The following is a 17,101-nucleotide window of genomic DNA, read 5'->3' as shown; positions in this document are numbered from 1 at the left end:
AGGAACCATCCATATGACCACCAACGCCTCCAAGACCCCCGTCACCAGCCTGTGCACCCACACCCTCACCAGCCTGCATTACCGAGATGCGAACCTGGTCGAGGACTTGATGGGGAAGAAGACCTTCACCGAGGTGATGCTCATGCAGATCCTGGGCCGCGCGCCGCGCGGCGTGGACCTGCGCATCACCGATGTGGTGCTCATCGTGCTCATGGAGCACGGCCTCACGCCCAGTGCGATCGCCACGCGGCTGATCTACATGAGCGCGCCCGAGAACCTGCAGGGTGCCGTGAGTGCGGGCCTGCTGGCCGTGGGCAGCTCCTTCGTGGGCACCATGGAGAACTGCTCCAGTCTGCTCGACCGCATCGCGGCGGCTGAGGACCCCGAAGCCGAAGCGCTGGCCATTGCACGCCACTACAAGGGCCTGAAATCCCCCGTGCCCGGCTTTGGCCACCACCTGCACAAGCCCGTGGACCCGCGCGCCTACAAGCTGCTGGAGATGGGCCGCGCCGAGGCCGAGCTGAAAGGCGACAAGATCCGCGCGCTGGAGATGCTGTCCAGCGCCGTCGATGAGGTCGCAGGCCGCGCCATCACCATCAACGCCACGGGCGCGGTGGCGGCGCTGCTCGGCGAGATCGGCGTGCCCACGGCGGTGATGCGCGGCTTTGCCGTGATCTCGCGCGCGGCCGGCCTGGTGGCGCACATCGTGGAGGAGCAAGACAGCCCGTCGGGCCGCTTCATCTGGGACACGGTGGAGCATGCGATCCCCTTCGTCGGCGGCGCGGGCCAGGGCGGCCCGGCGTGAGCGCCGTACCGCATCCACCCGCCCTGCCGCTGGACCTCTCGGGCCGTGTGGTCTTCGTGGCCGGGGGCGGGTCTGCCGGACCGGGCTGGAGCATTGGCCGCGCTGCCTGCGTGACCTACGCCCGCCTGGGCGCCAGCGTCTGCGTGGCCGACCGCGATGCGGCCTCCGCTGAAGAGACCACGGCGTTGATCCATGCCGAAGGCGGCACCGCCGCCACCTTCGTGGGCGATGTGGCCGAGGCGGCGGAGGTGAAGCGCCTGTTCGCCGAGGCGCGCGAACGCTTCGGCGGCGCCATCGACGTGCTGCACCACAACGTGGGCATCGGCAAGACCGGCGGCCCGCTGGAGACCAGCGCCGAGGACTTCGACCGCATCCACGGCGTGAACGTGAACAGCCTGCTGCTGGCCTGCCAGGAGGTGCTGCCCGGCATGGTGGAGCGGGGCCGGGGCTCGATCATCACGATCTCGTCCATCGCGGGCATGCGCTACCTGGGCTACCCGCACCTGGCGTATGGCGTCACCAAGGCGGCGGTTACCCACTTCACGCGTCTGGTGGCGCAGCAGTACGCGGGCCAGGGCGTGCGCGCCAACACCGTGGTGCCGGGGCTCATCGACACGCCGCGCATCGCGACCACGGTGGCGAAGATGTTCTCGGACGCCAACCTCGACGAGGCCCGCGCCGCGCGCGCCCGCCAGGTGCCCATGGGCCGCATGGGCACCGCCTGGGACGTGGCGCACGCCTGCGCCTTCCTGGCCAGCGATGCGGCGGCCTATGTGACCGGCACCGAACTGGTGGTGGACGGCGGCATCACGGGCAAGTTCGTGTAGTTCCGCCCAGCCCTGTCCCCGGCCGCCGGATGGCCTGCCGGGGGACAGGGCGTTCCTGGCGCCCGCGCGTGCCCTGCCGCTACAAAAAATACAATCGGTGCGATGACAGCATCCCCCAAGCAGCGCGTCGTCGTCGGCCTCTCCGGCGGCGTGGACTCCGCCGTGACAGCCCACCTGCTCAAACAGCAGGGCCACGAGGTGGTCGGCATCTTCATGAAGAACTGGGAAGACGACGACGACAGCGAGTTCTGCTCGTCCAACATCGACTTCGTGGACGCGGCCGCCGTGGCCGACGTGATCGGCATCGAGATCGAGCACGTCAACTTCGCGGCCGACTACAAGGACCGCGTGTTCGCCGAGTTCCTGCGCGAGTACCAGGCCGGCCGCACGCCCAACCCCGACGTGCTGTGCAACGCCGAGATCAAGTTCAAGGCCTTCCTGGACCACGCCATGCGCCTGGGCGCCGAGAAGATCGCCACGGGACATTACGCGCGGGTGCGCCGGAACCCGGCCTCGGGCCTGTTCGAGCTGCTCAAGGGGCTCGACCCGTCCAAGGACCAGAGCTACTTCCTGCACCGCCTGAACCAGGCGCAGTTGTCCAAGACCCTGTTCCCTGTGGGCGAGCTGCACAAGACCGAGGTGCGCCGCATCGCCGAGGAGATCGGGCTGCCCAACGCCAGGAAGAAGGACTCCACCGGCATCTGCTTCATCGGCGAGCGGCCGTTCCGCGAGTTCCTGAACCGCTACATCAGCCACGCACCGGGCCCCATCCAGGACGACCGGGGGCGCACCATCGGCAAGCATGTGGGCTTGAGCTTCTACACGCTGGGCCAGCGCCAGGGGCTGGGCATTGGCGGCATCAAGGAAAAAGGCGTGCAGCGCGGCGGCGGCGATCACGCGCCCTGGTTTGTCGCCCGCAAGGATCTCGCCACGAACACGCTGCGCGTGGTGCAAGGGCATGACCATCCCTGGCTCCTGTCCCACGCCCTGCAGGCCCAGGATGCCAGCTGGACGTCGGGCCACCCACCGGTTCCCGGCCACTACGGCGCCAAGACCCGCTATCGGCAGCAGGACGCCGCCTGCTCGGTCGTCAGCGCGGCGGGCACGGATTTCCAGCTGCGGTTTTCCCAGGCGCAATGGGCGGTCACGCCCGGCCAGAGCGCGGTCCTGTACGACGGGGAGGTGTGCCTGGGTGGCGGGGTCATCGGGTCGGCTACAGACTGAAACACTCGGGATTTTTCCAGCGCAGCCCAGGTGGCGGCGGGTCGCAAATGCGGGCTTTCTAATTGTCACTGACTATCGAATGAAAAATTCAATAGCAATTGATGCGAGATATGTGGTGTGGCACCCACAACCCTCTACGTAGATACCGCCAGTTGAACTAAGTTGACCTTCTGTTCGCTGCGGCAAGTGCCATTTCGGCGGGCAGGGCTCCTAAAATTCCTGCAAACGCTGTTTGAAACCACATGTATCAACCGATGCATATGGTAAACCCTTAGTCCACCCCGCCGAGGGCCATCACCGGCCCGATGCTTGCTCGCGTGCGCGCCATGTCCTCCATCGTTTCCATGCCCTCCAGTCCCGAGATCGCCGAACACCTGGCCCAGCAGCAGTGCACGGTCCAGTGGAGGGGGTTCTTTCAGGCCCTGGCGTCGGAGTTTGCCGCCGCACTCGCGCCGGAAGACCTGCGCGCGCTGATGTTCCGGGTGGGGGCACGGTTCGCGGCGGAGCACCCCCTGCCGGCGTGCGCCACCCTGCAGGAGCTGGAGCAGGCCATGTCGGCCGTGTGGACCCGCATCGACTGGGGCTGGGTCCGCCTGGTGCAGGACGTGGCGCAACTGGACATCCACCACAGCCTGTCGCCCGTGTCCGCTGCGTTCGGGCCCGACCACGCACCATGGTCGGGTGGTTTCCTGGAGGGCGTCTATCAGGGCTGGTTCGAACTGGCCGGCGCTGGCCAGCTCAAGGTGGTGCAGCGCGCGCCCGCGGATGCCTGGGGGTGTGTGCACCTCCAGCTGGCACGCTGAGCCCTGCGGATTTCGGATTTCTACGTTTCGGCATTGACGGTGACCCATGAAGCATTCAGACGACATCGTGAACCTCTTTCAGCAGTTCGGCGCCAAGGCGGACCCCTACCATGAGCTGGCCCGCCAGCAGGAGCACAAGCTCTCCAGGGAGCGCTGGCCGCTGGTGTCGGCCGTCCGCGACGCCGTCGCCGATGACGTTCCTTCCGTAGACCGCCGCGCCGGCGTCCCCGGTGCCCCGACGCCCCAGACGGCCTTCGCGCCCGCGCCGGCTTCGGCACGGCCCGCCCCCGCGGGCTGGGCGCAACCCGCCGCGCGGCCTGCGGCCGAGGTTCCTCCGCCCGTGGTGGCGCCCACATCCATGCCTGCGCCTATGACCCCGGCGGACCGCGTGCCACCCTCGGCCGTGCTGGCCGCCCGTTCGCCCCTGGCCGGCCTGGCCGGCCTGCGCACCGCGGCGGCCCCTTCCTCTTCCGATGCGGCGGCGGTGCAACCCGGTTCGCTGCCCGCCGATCTGCCGTCGGTGTTTGCGCGCCTGGCGGGCGCGGGCGACACCCCGGCCCGGCCCGCAGCGGCCTGGCAGCCTCGCAAGGGCCACCCATGAAAGTGATTGCCATCGTTTCTGCCAAGGGCGGCGTGGGCAAGACGACACTGACCGCGAACCTGGCCACCGCGCTGGAGCGCCAGGGCGTGGCGACCTTGCTGGTGGTGGACATGGACCCCCAGAATGCGCTGGGCCTGCACTTCGGGGCCGATCCCCGCTCCCTCGCGGGCGTGTCCCGGGCCAGCCTGGCGGGCGAAGGCTGGGCCTCCGTCTGCGTGGAAAGCCCCTCGGGGGTGCATGTGCTGCCCTATGGGGTGGTGAACGAGGCCGACCGCGTGGCCTTCGAGCGGCATCTGGATGCGCATCCGCACTGGCTGGCACAGCAGCTGGAGAGCCTGGAACTGCCGCAGGACGCGGTCGTGCTGATCGACACGCCGCCCGGCCCCTCCGTCTACATGCAGCAGGCGCTGGCGGCGGCCCAGGTGGTCGTCGTGGTCAGCCTGCCCGACGCGGCATCGTATGCCTCGCTCGCCCTGATGCAGCGCCTGGTGCACACGTACTGCACGCCGCGCCCCGACTTTTCCGAAACGCTCTATGTGCTCAACCAGGCCGACGGCGCGCGCCAGCTGTCCAAGGACATCACGCGCGTCATGCAGGACAACCTGGGCGAGCGGCTGGTGGGCGTGATCCACGAGGACCAGGCCGTGCGCGAAGCGCTGGCCTACGACCAGAGCGTGCTGGAGTACGACGCACAGGGCCAGGCGGCCGATGACCTGCGCGCCTGCGCGCGCGTCCTGGCGCAGCGCCTGCGCCTGCCGCTGGCGGGAGCCGCGCGATGAGCGTCGACCAGCGTCCCCGGGCCGACGAAGTCGCCGACGCCGACTCCCACAGCCCCCAGGCCCGCTGGCGCACCGTGGTGCATGCCATCACGGGGTGGAACCTGTGGCAGCACCCCGTGGTGCGTGTCGCGGCGGTGGTGTTCAGCGCCCTCCTGATGGGGCTGGTCATCAGCGTGCCGCTCGACCTCCAGGGCCAGATCCTCTTTTCCGTGGGCTCGTTCGGTGCCGCCCTGCTGCTGAGCAAGACGCCCGGCCGCCTGTCCACGCTGGCCATGATCGTGCTGTCGATCTCGGCGTCGTCGCGCTACATCTACTGGCGCTTCACGGACACCATCGGGTTCACCAACCTGCTGGATGCGGCTTTCGGGTACGGCCTCGTGCTGGCGGAGCTGTATGCGTTCGCGGTGCTGCTCATCGGCTACTTCCAGACGGCGTGGCCGCTGCAACGTCGCCCGGTTCCCATGCCCCAGGACATCAGCACCTGGCCCAGCGTGGACGTGTTCATCCCTTCGTACAACGAGCCGCTCGAAGTGGTGCGCCAGACCGTGTTCTCGGCCATGAGCCTGGACTGGCCGGCCGACCGGCTCCACGTGTACGTGCTCGACGACGGCCGCCGCCCCGAGTTCCGCGAATTCTGCGAAGAGCTGGGCGTGGGCTACCTGATCCGCGACAACAACCACCATGCCAAGGCCGGCAACATCAACGCGGCGCTGAAGGTCACGCACTCCGAATACATCGCCATCTTCGACTGCGACCACATTCCCACGCGCTCGTTCCTGCAGATCTGCATGGGCTGGTTCTTCAAGGACACCAACCTGGTGATGCTGCAGACGCCGCACGTGTTCTTCTCGCCGGACCCGTTCGAGCGCAACCTGGACACGTTCCACCGCATGCCCAACGAGGGCGAACTGTTCTACGGCATCGTGCAGGACGGCAATGACCTGTGGAATGCCTCGTTCTTCTGCGGTTCCTGCGCCATCATCCGCCGCAAGGAGCTGCTGGAAGTGGGTGGCATCGCGGTGGAAACCGTGACCGAGGACGCGCACACCGCGCTCAAGCTCAGCCGCCTGGGCTACAACACGGCCTACCTCGAGGTGCCCCAGGCCGCGGGCCTGGCCACCGAGAGCCTGTCCGGCCACGTGGGCCAGCGCATCCGCTGGGCACGCGGCATGGCGCAGATCGCGCGCACCGACAATCCGCTGTTCGGCAAGGGCCTCAAGTTCGGGCAGCGCCTGTGCTACCTGAACGCGATGCTGCACTTCTTCTACGGCCTGCCGCGCCTGGTTTTCCTGACGGCGCCGCTGGCCTATCTGTTCTTCGGCGCGCATGTGTTCCAGGCCACCGCGCTGATGATCACCGCCTACGCGTTGCCCCACCTGGCCCACGCCAGCGTGACCAACTCCCGCATCCAGGGGCGCTTTCGCCATTCGTTCTGGAACGAGGTGTACGAGTCGGTGCTGGCCTGGTACATCATGCGCCCGGTGCTGGTGGCGTTCATCAACCCCAAGCTGGGCAAGTTCAACGTGACGGCCAAGGGCGGGGTGATCGAGAAGGCCTATTTCGACTGGACCATCGCACGGCCCTACGTGGTGCTGCTCCTCATCAATCTCGTCGGGTTCGCGGTGGGAATCTGGAAGTTGTTCTCGTCGGCGGGCGATGAAACCACGACGCTGGTCATCAACATGGTCTGGACCACCTACAACGTCATCCTGCTGGGCGCCAGCGTCGCGGTGGCCAGCGAGACCCGCCAGATCCGGGGCACGCCGCGCGTGGCCGCCTCCCTGCCCGCCGTGATCCGCTTCGACAACGGGCGCACGCTGGTGTGCAAGACCGAAGACTTCTCCCAGCACGGGCTGGGCCTGTCCGTGCCCCCGGACAGCGACATTCCCATGGGCAGCCGCCTTTCGGTGTCGCTGTTCCGGTCGGACGAAGAAGGTGTCTTTCCCGCGGTCGTCACGTTCAGCGGCAAGGGCCGCCTGGGCGTGAAGTTCGACAACCTCAGCCTGCACCAGCAGGCCGAGCTGGCGTCGCTGACCTTCGCGCGGGCCGATGCGTGGATCACTAGCTGGGGCACCGGCCAGCGCGACAAGCCACTGCGCTCGCTCCGAAGCGTGATCGTGATCGGGCTGCGCGGCATGGGGCAGCTGACTGTCTCGGCCGTCAAGTCCCTGAAGCCCCGCTGAGAACACCGACACGTTCCAAGCCTTTCCCTGTTTCCAAAGACTCCACACCATGATTTCCAAAAGACATCCGACAGCGCGGCTGCCGCGCAAGCGCATGCTGCCTGCCATGCTGGCCTTGGTACTGGCAGGGACGGCCGTGCCGGTTTCGCAGCTCTCCGCCGCCCCCGCGCCCGTGGCGGCCGGCGTGGACGCGGCGGCGGCGGCACCGCAGTCCGACGGCGTGCGCGTGCACCGCACCAGCTTCAAGGACCTGGGCGCCCTTTTTCCCCTGCAACTGCGGGGCGTGGACGGCACCAGCGGCGTGGCCTTCAGCGTGCGCGGCGACGAGGTGGTCACCGGCGCCCGGCTGAAGCTGAACTATTCGTACTCGCCCGCCCTGCTCACCAACCTGTCCCACATCAAGGTGCTGGTGAACGAGCAGGTGGCCGCGACGATTCCGGTGACCACGCAGCAGGCGGGCGAGAACCTGCAGCGCGAGATCACCATCCCGCCGCGCCTCATCACCGAGTTCAACCGGCTGAACCTGCAGCTCATCGGCCACTACACCATGGAGTGCGAGGACCCGCTGCACTCCAGCCTGTGGGCCAACATCGGCAACGACAGCGTGCTGGAGCTCACCGTCGCGCCGGTGGCGCAGACGAACGATCTGGCGCTGCTGCCCCAGCCGTTCTTCGACCGCCGGGACGTGCGGCCGCTGGACCTGCCCATCGTGTTCAACGCGGCGCCCAACGCGGGCATGCTGCAGGCCGCGGGAACCATGTCTTCCTGGTTCGGCGCGCTGGCGGGTTTCCGGGGCGCGAAGTTCCCCTCCTTCATTGGCGAACTGCCACCGCGCGGCAATGCCGTCGTGATGGTGGCCGGCCGGGGCCAGGCCCCGGCGGGCCTGGCGCTGCCCGAAATCCAGGGCCCCACGGTGGCGGTGGTCAGCCACCCGGCCGACCGCAACGGCAAGCTGCTGCTGGTCATGGGGCGTGACGAGGCTGAGCTGGCCGTGGCCGCCAAGGCGCTGGCCATCGGCTCCTCGGCACTGTCCGGCCCGCTGGCGCGGATCACCGAGGTCACGGAACTCAAGCCCCGCAAGCCCTACGACGCGCCCAACTGGCTGGCCAACGACCGTCCGGTGAAGTTTGGCGAGCTGGTCGAAGCCCAGGCGCTCAACGTGTCCGGTTATTCGCCCGACCTGATCCGCGTGAACTTCTTCCTGCCGCCCGACCTGTTCGCGTGGCGCCAGAAGGGCATCCCGGTGGACCTGCGCTACCGCTATACGCCGCGCCCCAACGCGGACAAGTCCACGCTCAATATCAACGTGAACCAGCAGTTCCTGCGGTCCCTGCCGCTGCATGCGGTGAACCATGAGGAGCCGGGCGCGCTCGACCGCCTGTTGACGACGGTGATGCCCAAGGGCGAGATGGCGCCGGAGCGCGAGAGCTTCCACATCCCGCTGTTCAAGCTGCCAGCCCAGTCGCAGCTGCAGATGCACTACTACTACGACGTGGTCAAGCAGGGCGCGTGCAAGGACGTGCCGCTGGACAACGTGCGCGGCTCGGTGGAGGCCGATTCGACCATCGACATCTCCGGCTTCCCGCATTTCATCGCGATGCCCGACCTGGCCGCCTTCGGCAATGCCGGGTTCCCGTTCACCCGCATGGCCGATCTCTCGGAGTCTGCCGTGGTCATGCCGGACAAGCCGGGGGTGCAGGAGTACACGGCCTACCTGGGGCTGATGGGCGTCATGGGGCGCGTGACGGGGTACCCCGCCCTGGGCGTGACCGTGGCGCAGGCCCAGCAGGTGGACAGGCTCGCCGACAAGGACCTGCTGGTCATTGCCTCCGGCGGCAACCAGCCCTTGCTCAAGCAGTGGGCCAGCGCCATCCCCGCGGCCTTGCAGGGCGATGCGAAGAGCTTCCAGATGTCGGACTTCGCCAACCGCCTGCTGCGCTGGTGGGGTTTTGGCCAGGAGTCCAGCGTGCACGCGCGGCGCAACCAGGTCGCGTTCTCCAGCAACAGCACCGATGCGCTGGTGGCTGGTTTTGAATCGCCCCTGCGCAGCGGCCGCAGCGTGGTGCTCGTGGCCAGCAACCAGCCCGCGGGGCTGGGGCAGGTGATGGATGCCCTGCTGGACGCCGAATTGCTCAAGCACGTGCAGGGCAGCACCACGGTGATCCGCGGCAAGCAGGTGGACAGCCTGGTCGCCGAGAAAAACTACCATGTGGGCCAGCTGGGCCCCCTGCTGTACGCGCAGTGGTTTCTTTCGCGCAACCCGCTGCTGCTGATCCTGCTGGGCGTGTCGGCGGCGGTGCTGATTGCGATCATCATGTACCTGTCGCTCAGAGCGCGCGCACGGGCGCGGCTCAAGCAAAAAGGTTGAGGCAAGGCGAAGCACGCCCGGTATTTTCTGAATCACGCAACACAGTCCCGGCACCTCGGTGGCCGGGAACCTCGCAGGGAGAAGGAAGGCATGTCCTCCAAACGTCGTCGTCACCACACACTGGCCATGGGGCTGCTGGCCTCGCTGATGGCGCCCGCCGCGGCCTGGGCGCAGACCGGGGCGGAGCAGACCCTGCTGGACCAGGGACAGTACTGGCAGGAGCGCGGTGACACCGAGCGGGCGGGCGAGGCATGGCAGAAGCTGCTGCGCATCAACCCGCAGAATGCCCAGGCGCTGTACGGGATGGCGCTGGTGGAGCTCAATGCCCAGCGCCCCGAGGGCGCGCAGCGCTACCTGAACCAGCTGCAGGCGGCGCACCCGCGCAGCCCCCTGGTGAGCCGGCTGCAGGAGTCCATCCGCACGGGGCGCAGCGCGCCGCAGATCGAAACCGCGCGCCAGCAGGCCCGCAGCGGCCAGGCCAGCCAGGCGCTGAGCACCTACCAGGCGGCGCTGGGAGACCGCGCCCCCACCGGGCCGCTGGCCCTGGAGTACTACCAGACCCTGGGCGCCACGGCGGGCGGCTGGGACGAAGCCCGCCGCGGCCTGAGCCGCCTGGCGCAGGAGTCGCCCGAGGATCCGCAGATCGCGCTGGCCCTGGCGCAGCACCTGACCTACCGCGAGTCCACGCGCCGCGACGGCATCGCCCAGCTGGCGCGGCTGGCGGGGCGTCCCGACGTGGGCAAGGCTGCCACGGAAAGCTGGCGCAAGGCGCTGGCCTGGACAGGCAATCGCTCGGCCGACATCCCGCTGTACCAGGAGTTCCTGCGCGCCAATCCTGGCGACACGGCGGTGCAGACACGCCTGGTGCAGGCGCAGAACCTGCAAAAGCAGTCCCAGGCCGCTCCCGGCCGCACGGCCGATCCGCTGCGCCAGCGCACCACGGCAGGATTCCAGGCCCTGGACGACGGCGAACTGGATGCGGCGGAGGCCGCCTTCCTGAACGTGCTCGAATCGCGCCCCAGCGATGGCGACGCCCTGGGCGGCCTGGGCATCCTGCGGCTGCGCCAGGAGCGGTTTGCCGAGGCGCGGGGGCTGCTGGAGCGCGCCTCGCGCGCCGGATCGGCCAGCCGCTGGAAGCAGGCCCTGGACAGCGCCACCTACTGGAGCCTGGTGGAGCAGGCCACCACGGAACGCGAACGCGGCGACACGGCGGCGGCCCGGCGTTCGCTGGAACAGGCCGTGCGGCTCAATCCCGCCGAGGTGACGGCGGAGAGCGATCTGGCGGACCTGCTGGTCGAAGACGGCCAATACGACGCGGCGGAGGCGGCCTACCGGCGCGTGCTGGCGCGCCAGGCCGACAACCCCGACGCGGTGCGCGGCCTGGTGGGCGTGCTGGCGCAGAACAACAAGGCCGCCGAAGCGCTGGCGCTCGTCGAGAAACTGTCCCCCTCGCAGCAGGAAAAAGTGGGCGCCCTGGGGCGCCTGCGCGCCGCGCAGGCCCTGGGCCAGGCGCGCGCCGCCACGGAGCGCGGCGATGTCGCGGCTGCCCGCGCCGCGCTGGAAGACGCGCTGCTGAACGACCCGGCCAGCCCCTGGGTGCGGCTGGACCTCGCGCGCCTGTACCTGCGCATGGGCGCGGTGGCCGAGGCCCGCGGCGTGATGGACGGGCTGCTGCTGTCCAACCCCAACATGCCCGAGGCGCTGTACGCGGGCGCCCTGCTGGCCTCCGAGGCCGGTGACTGGCCGGGTGCGCTGGCCCTCCTGGACCGCATTCCCGAAAAGCACCGCACCCGGGACATCGCCGCGCTGCAAAAGCGCGTGTGGGTGCATGTGCAGGCCTCGGCGGCGTCGGCGCTGGCGGCGCAAGGCCGGCAGTCCGAGGCGCTGGCCGCCCTGGCGCAGGCGGAGTCCTTTGCCACGCAAGATCCCGAGCTGCTGGGGGCCATGGCCCTGGCCTACGCGGACGCGGGCGAGCCGCAGCGCGCCCTGGGCATGGTGCGCCAGGTGCTGGCACGCACCGCCCGGCCCGACGTGGGCCTGCGCCTGCAGTACGCGGCGACCCTGCTCAAGACCCAGCAGGACGTGGAACTGGCGGGCATCCTGCGGCAGTTGCAGACCGCCCCCATGAACGACCGCGAGCGCAAGAGCTTCAGCGACATCCGCCGGGCCTACATCGTGCGCCAGGCCGAGGGCCTGCGCGAAGCGGGCGACCTGGTCGCCGCCTACGACACGCTCGCCCCCCTGCTGGCCGAGCAGCCCGACGAACCCCTGGCCATGGCGGCGCTGGCCCGCATGTACGCGGCCAACAACGACTATGCCCAGGCGCAGGCGCTGTATGCGCGGCTGCTGGAAAAGTCGCCCAATGATGTGTCCCTGCTCCTGCAGACCGCGGCCATGGCCACCGGCGCCAAGGACTACGGCTACGCGGAGTCGCTGCTGTCCGTGGCGCTGGCGCGCGCACCCCGCGATCCCGAGGTGCTGACCGCCACCGGGCGGCTGTACCGCGCGCAAGGCAAGAACTCCAAGGCCACCGAGTTCTTCACGGCGGCCGTTGCGGCCGAAAACGCGCAGCGCGATGCCGTGCTGGCCGCCAGTGGCGTGCCGGCGGGTCCGGCGCGCTCCGGGAATCCATTCGCCCAGCGCGCCGGGCAGCAGTTCCAGCGTGCCGGTGGTGGGCTGTCGGTGCCGGGCGCCGCCACGACGGCAGTGCGCTCGCCGGTGGGCTACACCCCCCAGCAGTACGCCCCGCAGCCCGTGGCGCGCAGCAATGCGCCCGCAGGCCTGTACATTCCGGATCCGGCGGGGGCCAGCCGCTTTGGCACGGCGCCACAGGCCTACGCCCCGGCCGCCCCCATGACGCCCGCCAGCTACTACCCCGAGGCCGCCAGCCCGGCCGTGGTGGCCGATGCGGCTGCATCCGCAGGCACCGCGCGCCGCGCCACGGCGACACGCGGCGCGGCGCCACAGGCCCCCGTCCAGCGGTCGTCCGCCGCCGCGCCCGCGGCACCGGCCGTGGCGCCCGCGTACGCTGCTCCGTCCGCCTCCCAGGTGCCTGCGCAGCCCGCCGCCAGCGGGGGCTACCTCACGCCCGCGCAGGCCTATGGCGGGTATGCGGCGGCACCCCAGCCGCTGCAGCGCGGCGGTGCGCCTGCCGCGGCGGCTCCCTCGGCCTGGGCCACGGCCGGGATGGGCAACGTGCCGGACCCTGCGCGGCCCCGTACGGCCCGCGACGAGCTGCGGGAAGTCCAGCAAAGCCAGATATCCAGCTTCTCGGTCGGTGCCACGGCGCGTGCCCGGCAGGGCGAGGCGGGCATGAGCCAGCATTCCGAGATCGAAGCCCCCGTCCAGCTGAAGATGAGCGTGGGCGACGGGCACCTGCTCCTGGGCGTGACCCCCATGGGCACCAGCGCGGGATCGCCCGGGTCTCCGTACGGCACCGTCAGCCGCTTTGGCGGCGGCCCGGTCACCGCGCTGGACATGCCCGAGCGCGCGGCGGGGTCGCAGAGCGACAGCGGCATCGGGCTGAGCGTGGGCTATGAAAACGGCGGCTTCCGGGCCGACATCGGCAGCACGCCGCTGGGCTTCGGCCAGTCGGACGTCACGGCCGGCGTGCGATACCGCACGGCCCTCACCGACAACCTCACCGTGGCGGGAGACCTGTCGCGCCGCCCGGTGACCGACAGCCTGCTGTCGTTCGCCGGTGCCCGCGATGCGCGCACGGGAGACCGCTGGGGGGGGGTGTCGGCCACGGGCGGGCGCCTGGACCTCACCTGGGACGATGGCGAGCTGGGCGTGTACGGCTACGGCTCGCTGCACGGCCTGACCGGCACCCGTGTGCGCAGCAATGCGCGGGCCGAACTGGGCGGCGGCATGTACTGGCATGTGCACCGCACCTCCAACGAGGACCTCACGGCCGGCCTGAGTTTCACGGGCCTGTCGTACCAGCGCAACCTGCGCTACTTCACCGTGGGCCACGGCGGGTACTTCAGCCCGCAGCAATTCGTGTCCTTCGGCATTCCGGTCGAATGGGCGCAGCGCAATGGCCGCCTGTCCTACCAGCTCAAGGGCTCGGTGGGCGTGCAGTACTTCAAGGAAGACGCGGCACCGTACTTCCCCAACAGCCCGTCGCGGCAGGCCAGTGCCGTCCAGGCGGCCAGCGACGCGCTGGCCTTCGGCGAAACCGGCGCCACCGCCATCTACCCCGGCCAGTCCCGCACGGGCCTGGGCTACAACCTGGGCGCCGCCATGGAGTACCAGATGCACCCGCAGGTGTTCCTGGGCGGGCACCTGTCGCTCAACAACGCGCGCAACTACCGCGAATTCGCGGGGGGCCTGTACGTGCGGTACGCGTTCCAGCCCTACAGCGGCCTGCAGGCCTTCCCGGTCAACCCGTTGCGGTCGCCCTATAGCTACTGAGGCCACAGAACTTCCCAGAGGGCCCACCAGCTTTCTGCAGGCAACAAAAAGGCCCGCCGCACATGAAGTGCGGCGGGCCTTTTTGTTGCTGGCGGCCACGCGTGTGGCCTGCTTGCCAGCCTACCTACCTGTGTGCCTCAGCCTGCCTGCACGCACGCAAGGTATCGCATGCACAAGCCATCGAGAGGCCGGAGCCAGGCCATCGGCCGGGCTGCATGGCCATCCCGCGAGGGGCCGGCGGGTGGCACCCCGCCTTGCTGCAGGGCGCCACCCCCTTACCTTCAGGGCGTGGCCTGCTTGGCGCCCACAAACACCGTGTGGGCGCGCGATCCCGCGACGGACAGCCCGGCGGTCAGGATGCGCAGGCCGACCACGTTGCCGTTGGCGTCGAACTGCGCAGCCGCTGAACCGGACTGCGGCGGGCCGGACGACAGGCCGCAGGTGATGGGGGCATTCGGGCTGTTGAGGTAGCCGAACGCCTCCACGCGGTACAGGTTCAGGCCGCTGCCGAGTTCGCCCAGGAGCTTGCCCGCGACCTCGCAGCCGCTGGTGGTCAGGCCCGTGATCGCGCCATCGGCGAAGACCGTGAGCGTCGTGGTGTCACCGCCAAAGCCGGTGCCTGCCATCTTGTAGGTGCCGACGATCAGGGCCGTGGTGGGCACCTTGCCGGCGGGCAGCGCATACAGGGGGTCGGGCTGGACGCTGAAGCGGGTCGGGGCGCCGCCGGGCTGGGTGGGGTAGCTGAAGGTGCCGGTGAACAGGCTGGCGGTGCTGGAGCCCGTGGCGCTCTGCAGCGTGCCGTCGATCAGCACGGACTCGTTGTAGGCGCCCGTGTTGGCCAGCAGCCGGTTGAAGAACACCCCGTCGTTCGCGGTCACGAAGCGGTTGTTCGTCGCATTGTTCGCGTAGCGGATGAGCCGGCCGTACAGCGCATTGTGGTCCAGGCTGCTGTTGGTGTAGAAGAACAGGCCGCCATCCGGGAGCACGCTGCCCCAGACGGACGTGTCGCCAATCACGCCTGTGGGCAGCGTGAAGGCGCCCTGCCAGTTGCCCGCCACGGACAGCGGCGTGGCCGAGGGCGGCGTCGTGGTGCGCGGGTCGGCGATGCCGTTGAGGGTGTAGGTGTTGTCGGGGCCCGTTGCGTTGCGCGTGAACGCCCAGATGCCGTTGGGTACGCCCGCCGCGTCGAAGCGCAGCACGGCGATGCCGGACTGCTGGGTGCCGCTGGCCCCGCAGGAGGTCGTGTCGCCGGAGAGGTTCAGCGTGAGCGAGTACAGGGGCGAGCCCGCGGCGCGGGGCGTTGCCGAGCCCGTGACCAGGCAGCCGCCAATGCGGCCCGAGAGCTGGCCCTGGGGAGTGACGGTGAGCACCCATCCGCCGCCAAACAGGCCCGTGCCCCGGTAGGTGCCCTCGATCAGCGTGGCGGTCGCGGTGTGGAAATTGAGGCTGCTGTACGAGAGCTTCAACGGCACCACGGCGCCGGAGGCGGCCGCCGTCTGCACCGGATCGCTGTAGTTGCCGCTGATGCCGTCGGTGCGGCCGATCTTGCCGCTGTTCGATGCCGTGCCGCGCAGCGTCAGGCCGGTGGCGAATTTGCCGTCCTGCACCGAGAAATACGTCACGCCGGTGGCCAGCACCGCGGTGACGTTGACATTCAGGCGCCCGTAGAGCGCATCGAAGCCCGCCGCGCCAGGAGCTTCGCGCGCCAGGTAGAACTCCCCGCCGGTACCCATCGGACCCGGATCGATGTAGCCCACGACCTGGCGCTGCGCCGCGCCCGTGCCCACCGTGCCTTCCCACACGCCGCCAGGGAACTGCTGAACCCCCGGGGCGGGGCCCACATCCGCTCCATCGGAGGAGCCGCCGCCGCAACTGGCGAGCAAGGCCGCACAGGACAAAGAAAGCCAAAGAGATTTGCGCATGATGGACAGAAAGAAAGATCAGTGGGTGGCAGGTGGGTGGCGCGGGTGCGCAAGCACGGCACCTGCCGCAGTGCTGGAGACCTCCGCACCGGGGCATGGCGCAAGGCGCACTCGGCGCGCCAGCCGGCGCGCATGCGCGGCATGCAGGCTGGCTGGCGGTGTCCAATTGTGCCAGCAGCAGGCCCAAAGGACGATGGAAAATGGGGCACCGCAAGGGGCTGCGGGCTTGCTGGGCGGGGCGCGGCGGCCCGGCGCATCCCGCTGCCGGCAGTGTCCTGGCGTCCCGGCCGGCAGGGGCACGGCGTGGCGCGCACTGGTTTGCTATTATTTTTGTAGCTTCTTGCGCTTTGCCACCAAGGGGTAGAGCGGTTTTCTTGCCCCATCTGTGGCCGCTCAACAAAAAAGGCCGGACTCCGGGCGGGAGTCCGGCCTTGCGGGCCGCGCGGGCGGCTCGGCTCAGTCGTCGTTGGTCGCCAGGCTGATCAGGATGCGCAGCACGTACCAGAGCATCAGCGCGATCGAGGCGAACAGGTGCAGCGCGGCGCCCGCAGGGCGGTCGGCGGGGTAGTCGTGGATGATGCGCGAGGTGTCGTACAGCACGCAGGCGCCCGCGAACAGCACCATGATCCCGGAGAACCAGATGCCCAGCTTGAAGCCGAAGATGGCGCCGGCAATGATGGTGCCCAGGGCCACCAGGCCCCCCACCTTCAGGATGCCGCCCAGGAACGAGAAGTCGGTCTTGGTGGTGAACGCCGTCCAGGTGAGCGCGCCCACCAGCAACAGCGTGATGAAGGCCGCCGCCCCGATGGCGCCGGGGGCCACGATCTGCGCGATGCCGAACATCGGCGCGAAGATTAGGCCTTCGGCCAGCACGTACAGGCCCAGGCCCATCAGCTGTGTTTGCGGGTTTTCAGAGTTGTCGGCCATGTACGAGGCCAGCCAGCCCACGAGCATGAACGCGCCCATGACGCCCAGCCACAGGAACTTGTTGCCGCTGCCCAGCAGCATCTTGGCCGTTGCGCCGGAAAAGCCGGTCGCCATCAGCACGGCGGAAAGCACCACGAAGGCCAGCATGGCGGCGCCCAGGTGCTTGTAGGTGGAGACGATGAAGTCGCGCCGTTCAAACGGCGCGCCCTCGGGCGTCGAAGGGGTCAGTGCATTGGGGTTCATGGC

The 17,101-nt window shown here is 69.5% G+C and carries 11 protein-coding genes; 9 read left to right on the top strand and 2 right to left on the bottom strand.

Translation table 11 applies throughout. The annotated features are described in order from the left end of the window. Nucleotides 1–13: 13 nt before the first annotated feature. From AC3RCE_RS25270 to AC3RCE_RS25230, 9 genes are all read left to right on the top strand, one after another. A complete protein-coding gene (locus AC3RCE_RS25270) occupies nt 14–805 on the top strand; it encodes a citryl-CoA lyase (RefSeq protein ID WP_218297084.1) in 792 nt (263 codons plus the stop codon). Beyond that, on the top strand, nt 802–1,632 hold the full coding sequence (locus AC3RCE_RS25265; RefSeq protein ID WP_492254212.1) for an SDR family NAD(P)-dependent oxidoreductase: 831 nt from the start codon (nt 802–804) through the stop codon (nt 1,630–1,632). The genes AC3RCE_RS25270 and AC3RCE_RS25265 overlap by 4 nt, the downstream gene beginning before the upstream one ends. Nucleotides 1,633–1,734: 102 nt before the next feature. Then, nucleotides 1,735–2,856, top strand: a complete 1,122-nt coding sequence (mnmA, locus tag AC3RCE_RS25260) for a tRNA 2-thiouridine(34) synthase MnmA (protein WP_218339404.1) — start codon at nt 1,735–1,737, stop codon at nt 2,854–2,856. Between the two features lie 326 nt (nt 2,857–3,182). Next, nucleotides 3,183–3,659 carry a cellulose biosynthesis protein BcsD gene (gene bcsD, locus AC3RCE_RS25255; RefSeq protein ID WP_255590973.1) on the top strand — a complete coding sequence of 159 codons (477 nt, stop codon included), beginning with the start codon at nt 3,183–3,185 and terminating at the stop codon, nt 3,657–3,659. A gap of 46 nt (nt 3,660–3,705) precedes the next feature. Next, nucleotides 3,706–4,260: a cellulose biosynthesis protein BcsP gene (gene bcsP, locus AC3RCE_RS25250; protein WP_492254211.1), complete on the top strand. Its 555-nt coding sequence runs from the start codon at nt 3,706–3,708 to the stop codon at nt 4,258–4,260. Next, on the top strand, nt 4,257–5,039 hold the full coding sequence (bcsQ, locus tag AC3RCE_RS25245; RefSeq protein ID WP_218297088.1) for a cellulose biosynthesis protein BcsQ: 783 nt from the start codon (nt 4,257–4,259) through the stop codon (nt 5,037–5,039). The genes bcsP and bcsQ overlap by 4 nt, the downstream gene beginning before the upstream one ends. Continuing rightward, nucleotides 5,036–7,222, top strand: coding sequence for a UDP-forming cellulose synthase catalytic subunit (bcsA, locus tag AC3RCE_RS25240; protein WP_218297089.1), 2,187 nt, complete (start codon nt 5,036–5,038; stop codon nt 7,220–7,222). Before bcsQ ends, bcsA begins: the two co-directional genes overlap by 4 nt. Nucleotides 7,223–7,271: 49 nt before the next feature. Beyond that, nucleotides 7,272–9,590 carry a cellulose biosynthesis cyclic di-GMP-binding regulatory protein BcsB gene (gene bcsB / locus AC3RCE_RS25235; protein WP_492254210.1) on the top strand — a complete coding sequence of 773 codons (2,319 nt, stop codon included), beginning with the start codon at nt 7,272–7,274 and terminating at the stop codon, nt 9,588–9,590. Between the two features lie 90 nt (nt 9,591–9,680). Further along, on the top strand, nt 9,681–14,006 hold the full coding sequence (locus AC3RCE_RS25230; RefSeq protein ID WP_492254209.1) for a cellulose biosynthesis protein BcsC: 4,326 nt from the start codon (nt 9,681–9,683) through the stop codon (nt 14,004–14,006). A gap of 281 nt (nt 14,007–14,287) precedes the next feature. Here the strand turns inward: AC3RCE_RS25230 and AC3RCE_RS25225 are convergent, their stop codons facing one another. Both AC3RCE_RS25225 and AC3RCE_RS25220 read right to left on the bottom strand, forming a co-directional pair. Further along, nucleotides 14,288–15,928, bottom strand: a complete 1,641-nt coding sequence (locus AC3RCE_RS25225; RefSeq protein ID WP_492254208.1) for a hypothetical protein — start codon at nt 15,926–15,928, stop codon at nt 14,288–14,290. 456 nt (nt 15,929–16,384) lie between these two features. Continuing rightward, nucleotides 16,385–17,098, bottom strand: coding sequence for a Bax inhibitor-1/YccA family protein (locus AC3RCE_RS25220; protein ID WP_218339407.1), 714 nt, complete (start codon nt 17,096–17,098; stop codon nt 16,385–16,387). Between the last annotated feature and the right edge of the window lie 3 nt (nt 17,099–17,101).

It is taken from the genome of Acidovorax sp. GW823-FHT05D11, from assembly GCF_058795695.1.
Note: the sequence above shows the minus strand (reverse complement) of the source record. Positions and strands in the feature narration are given on the sequence as shown.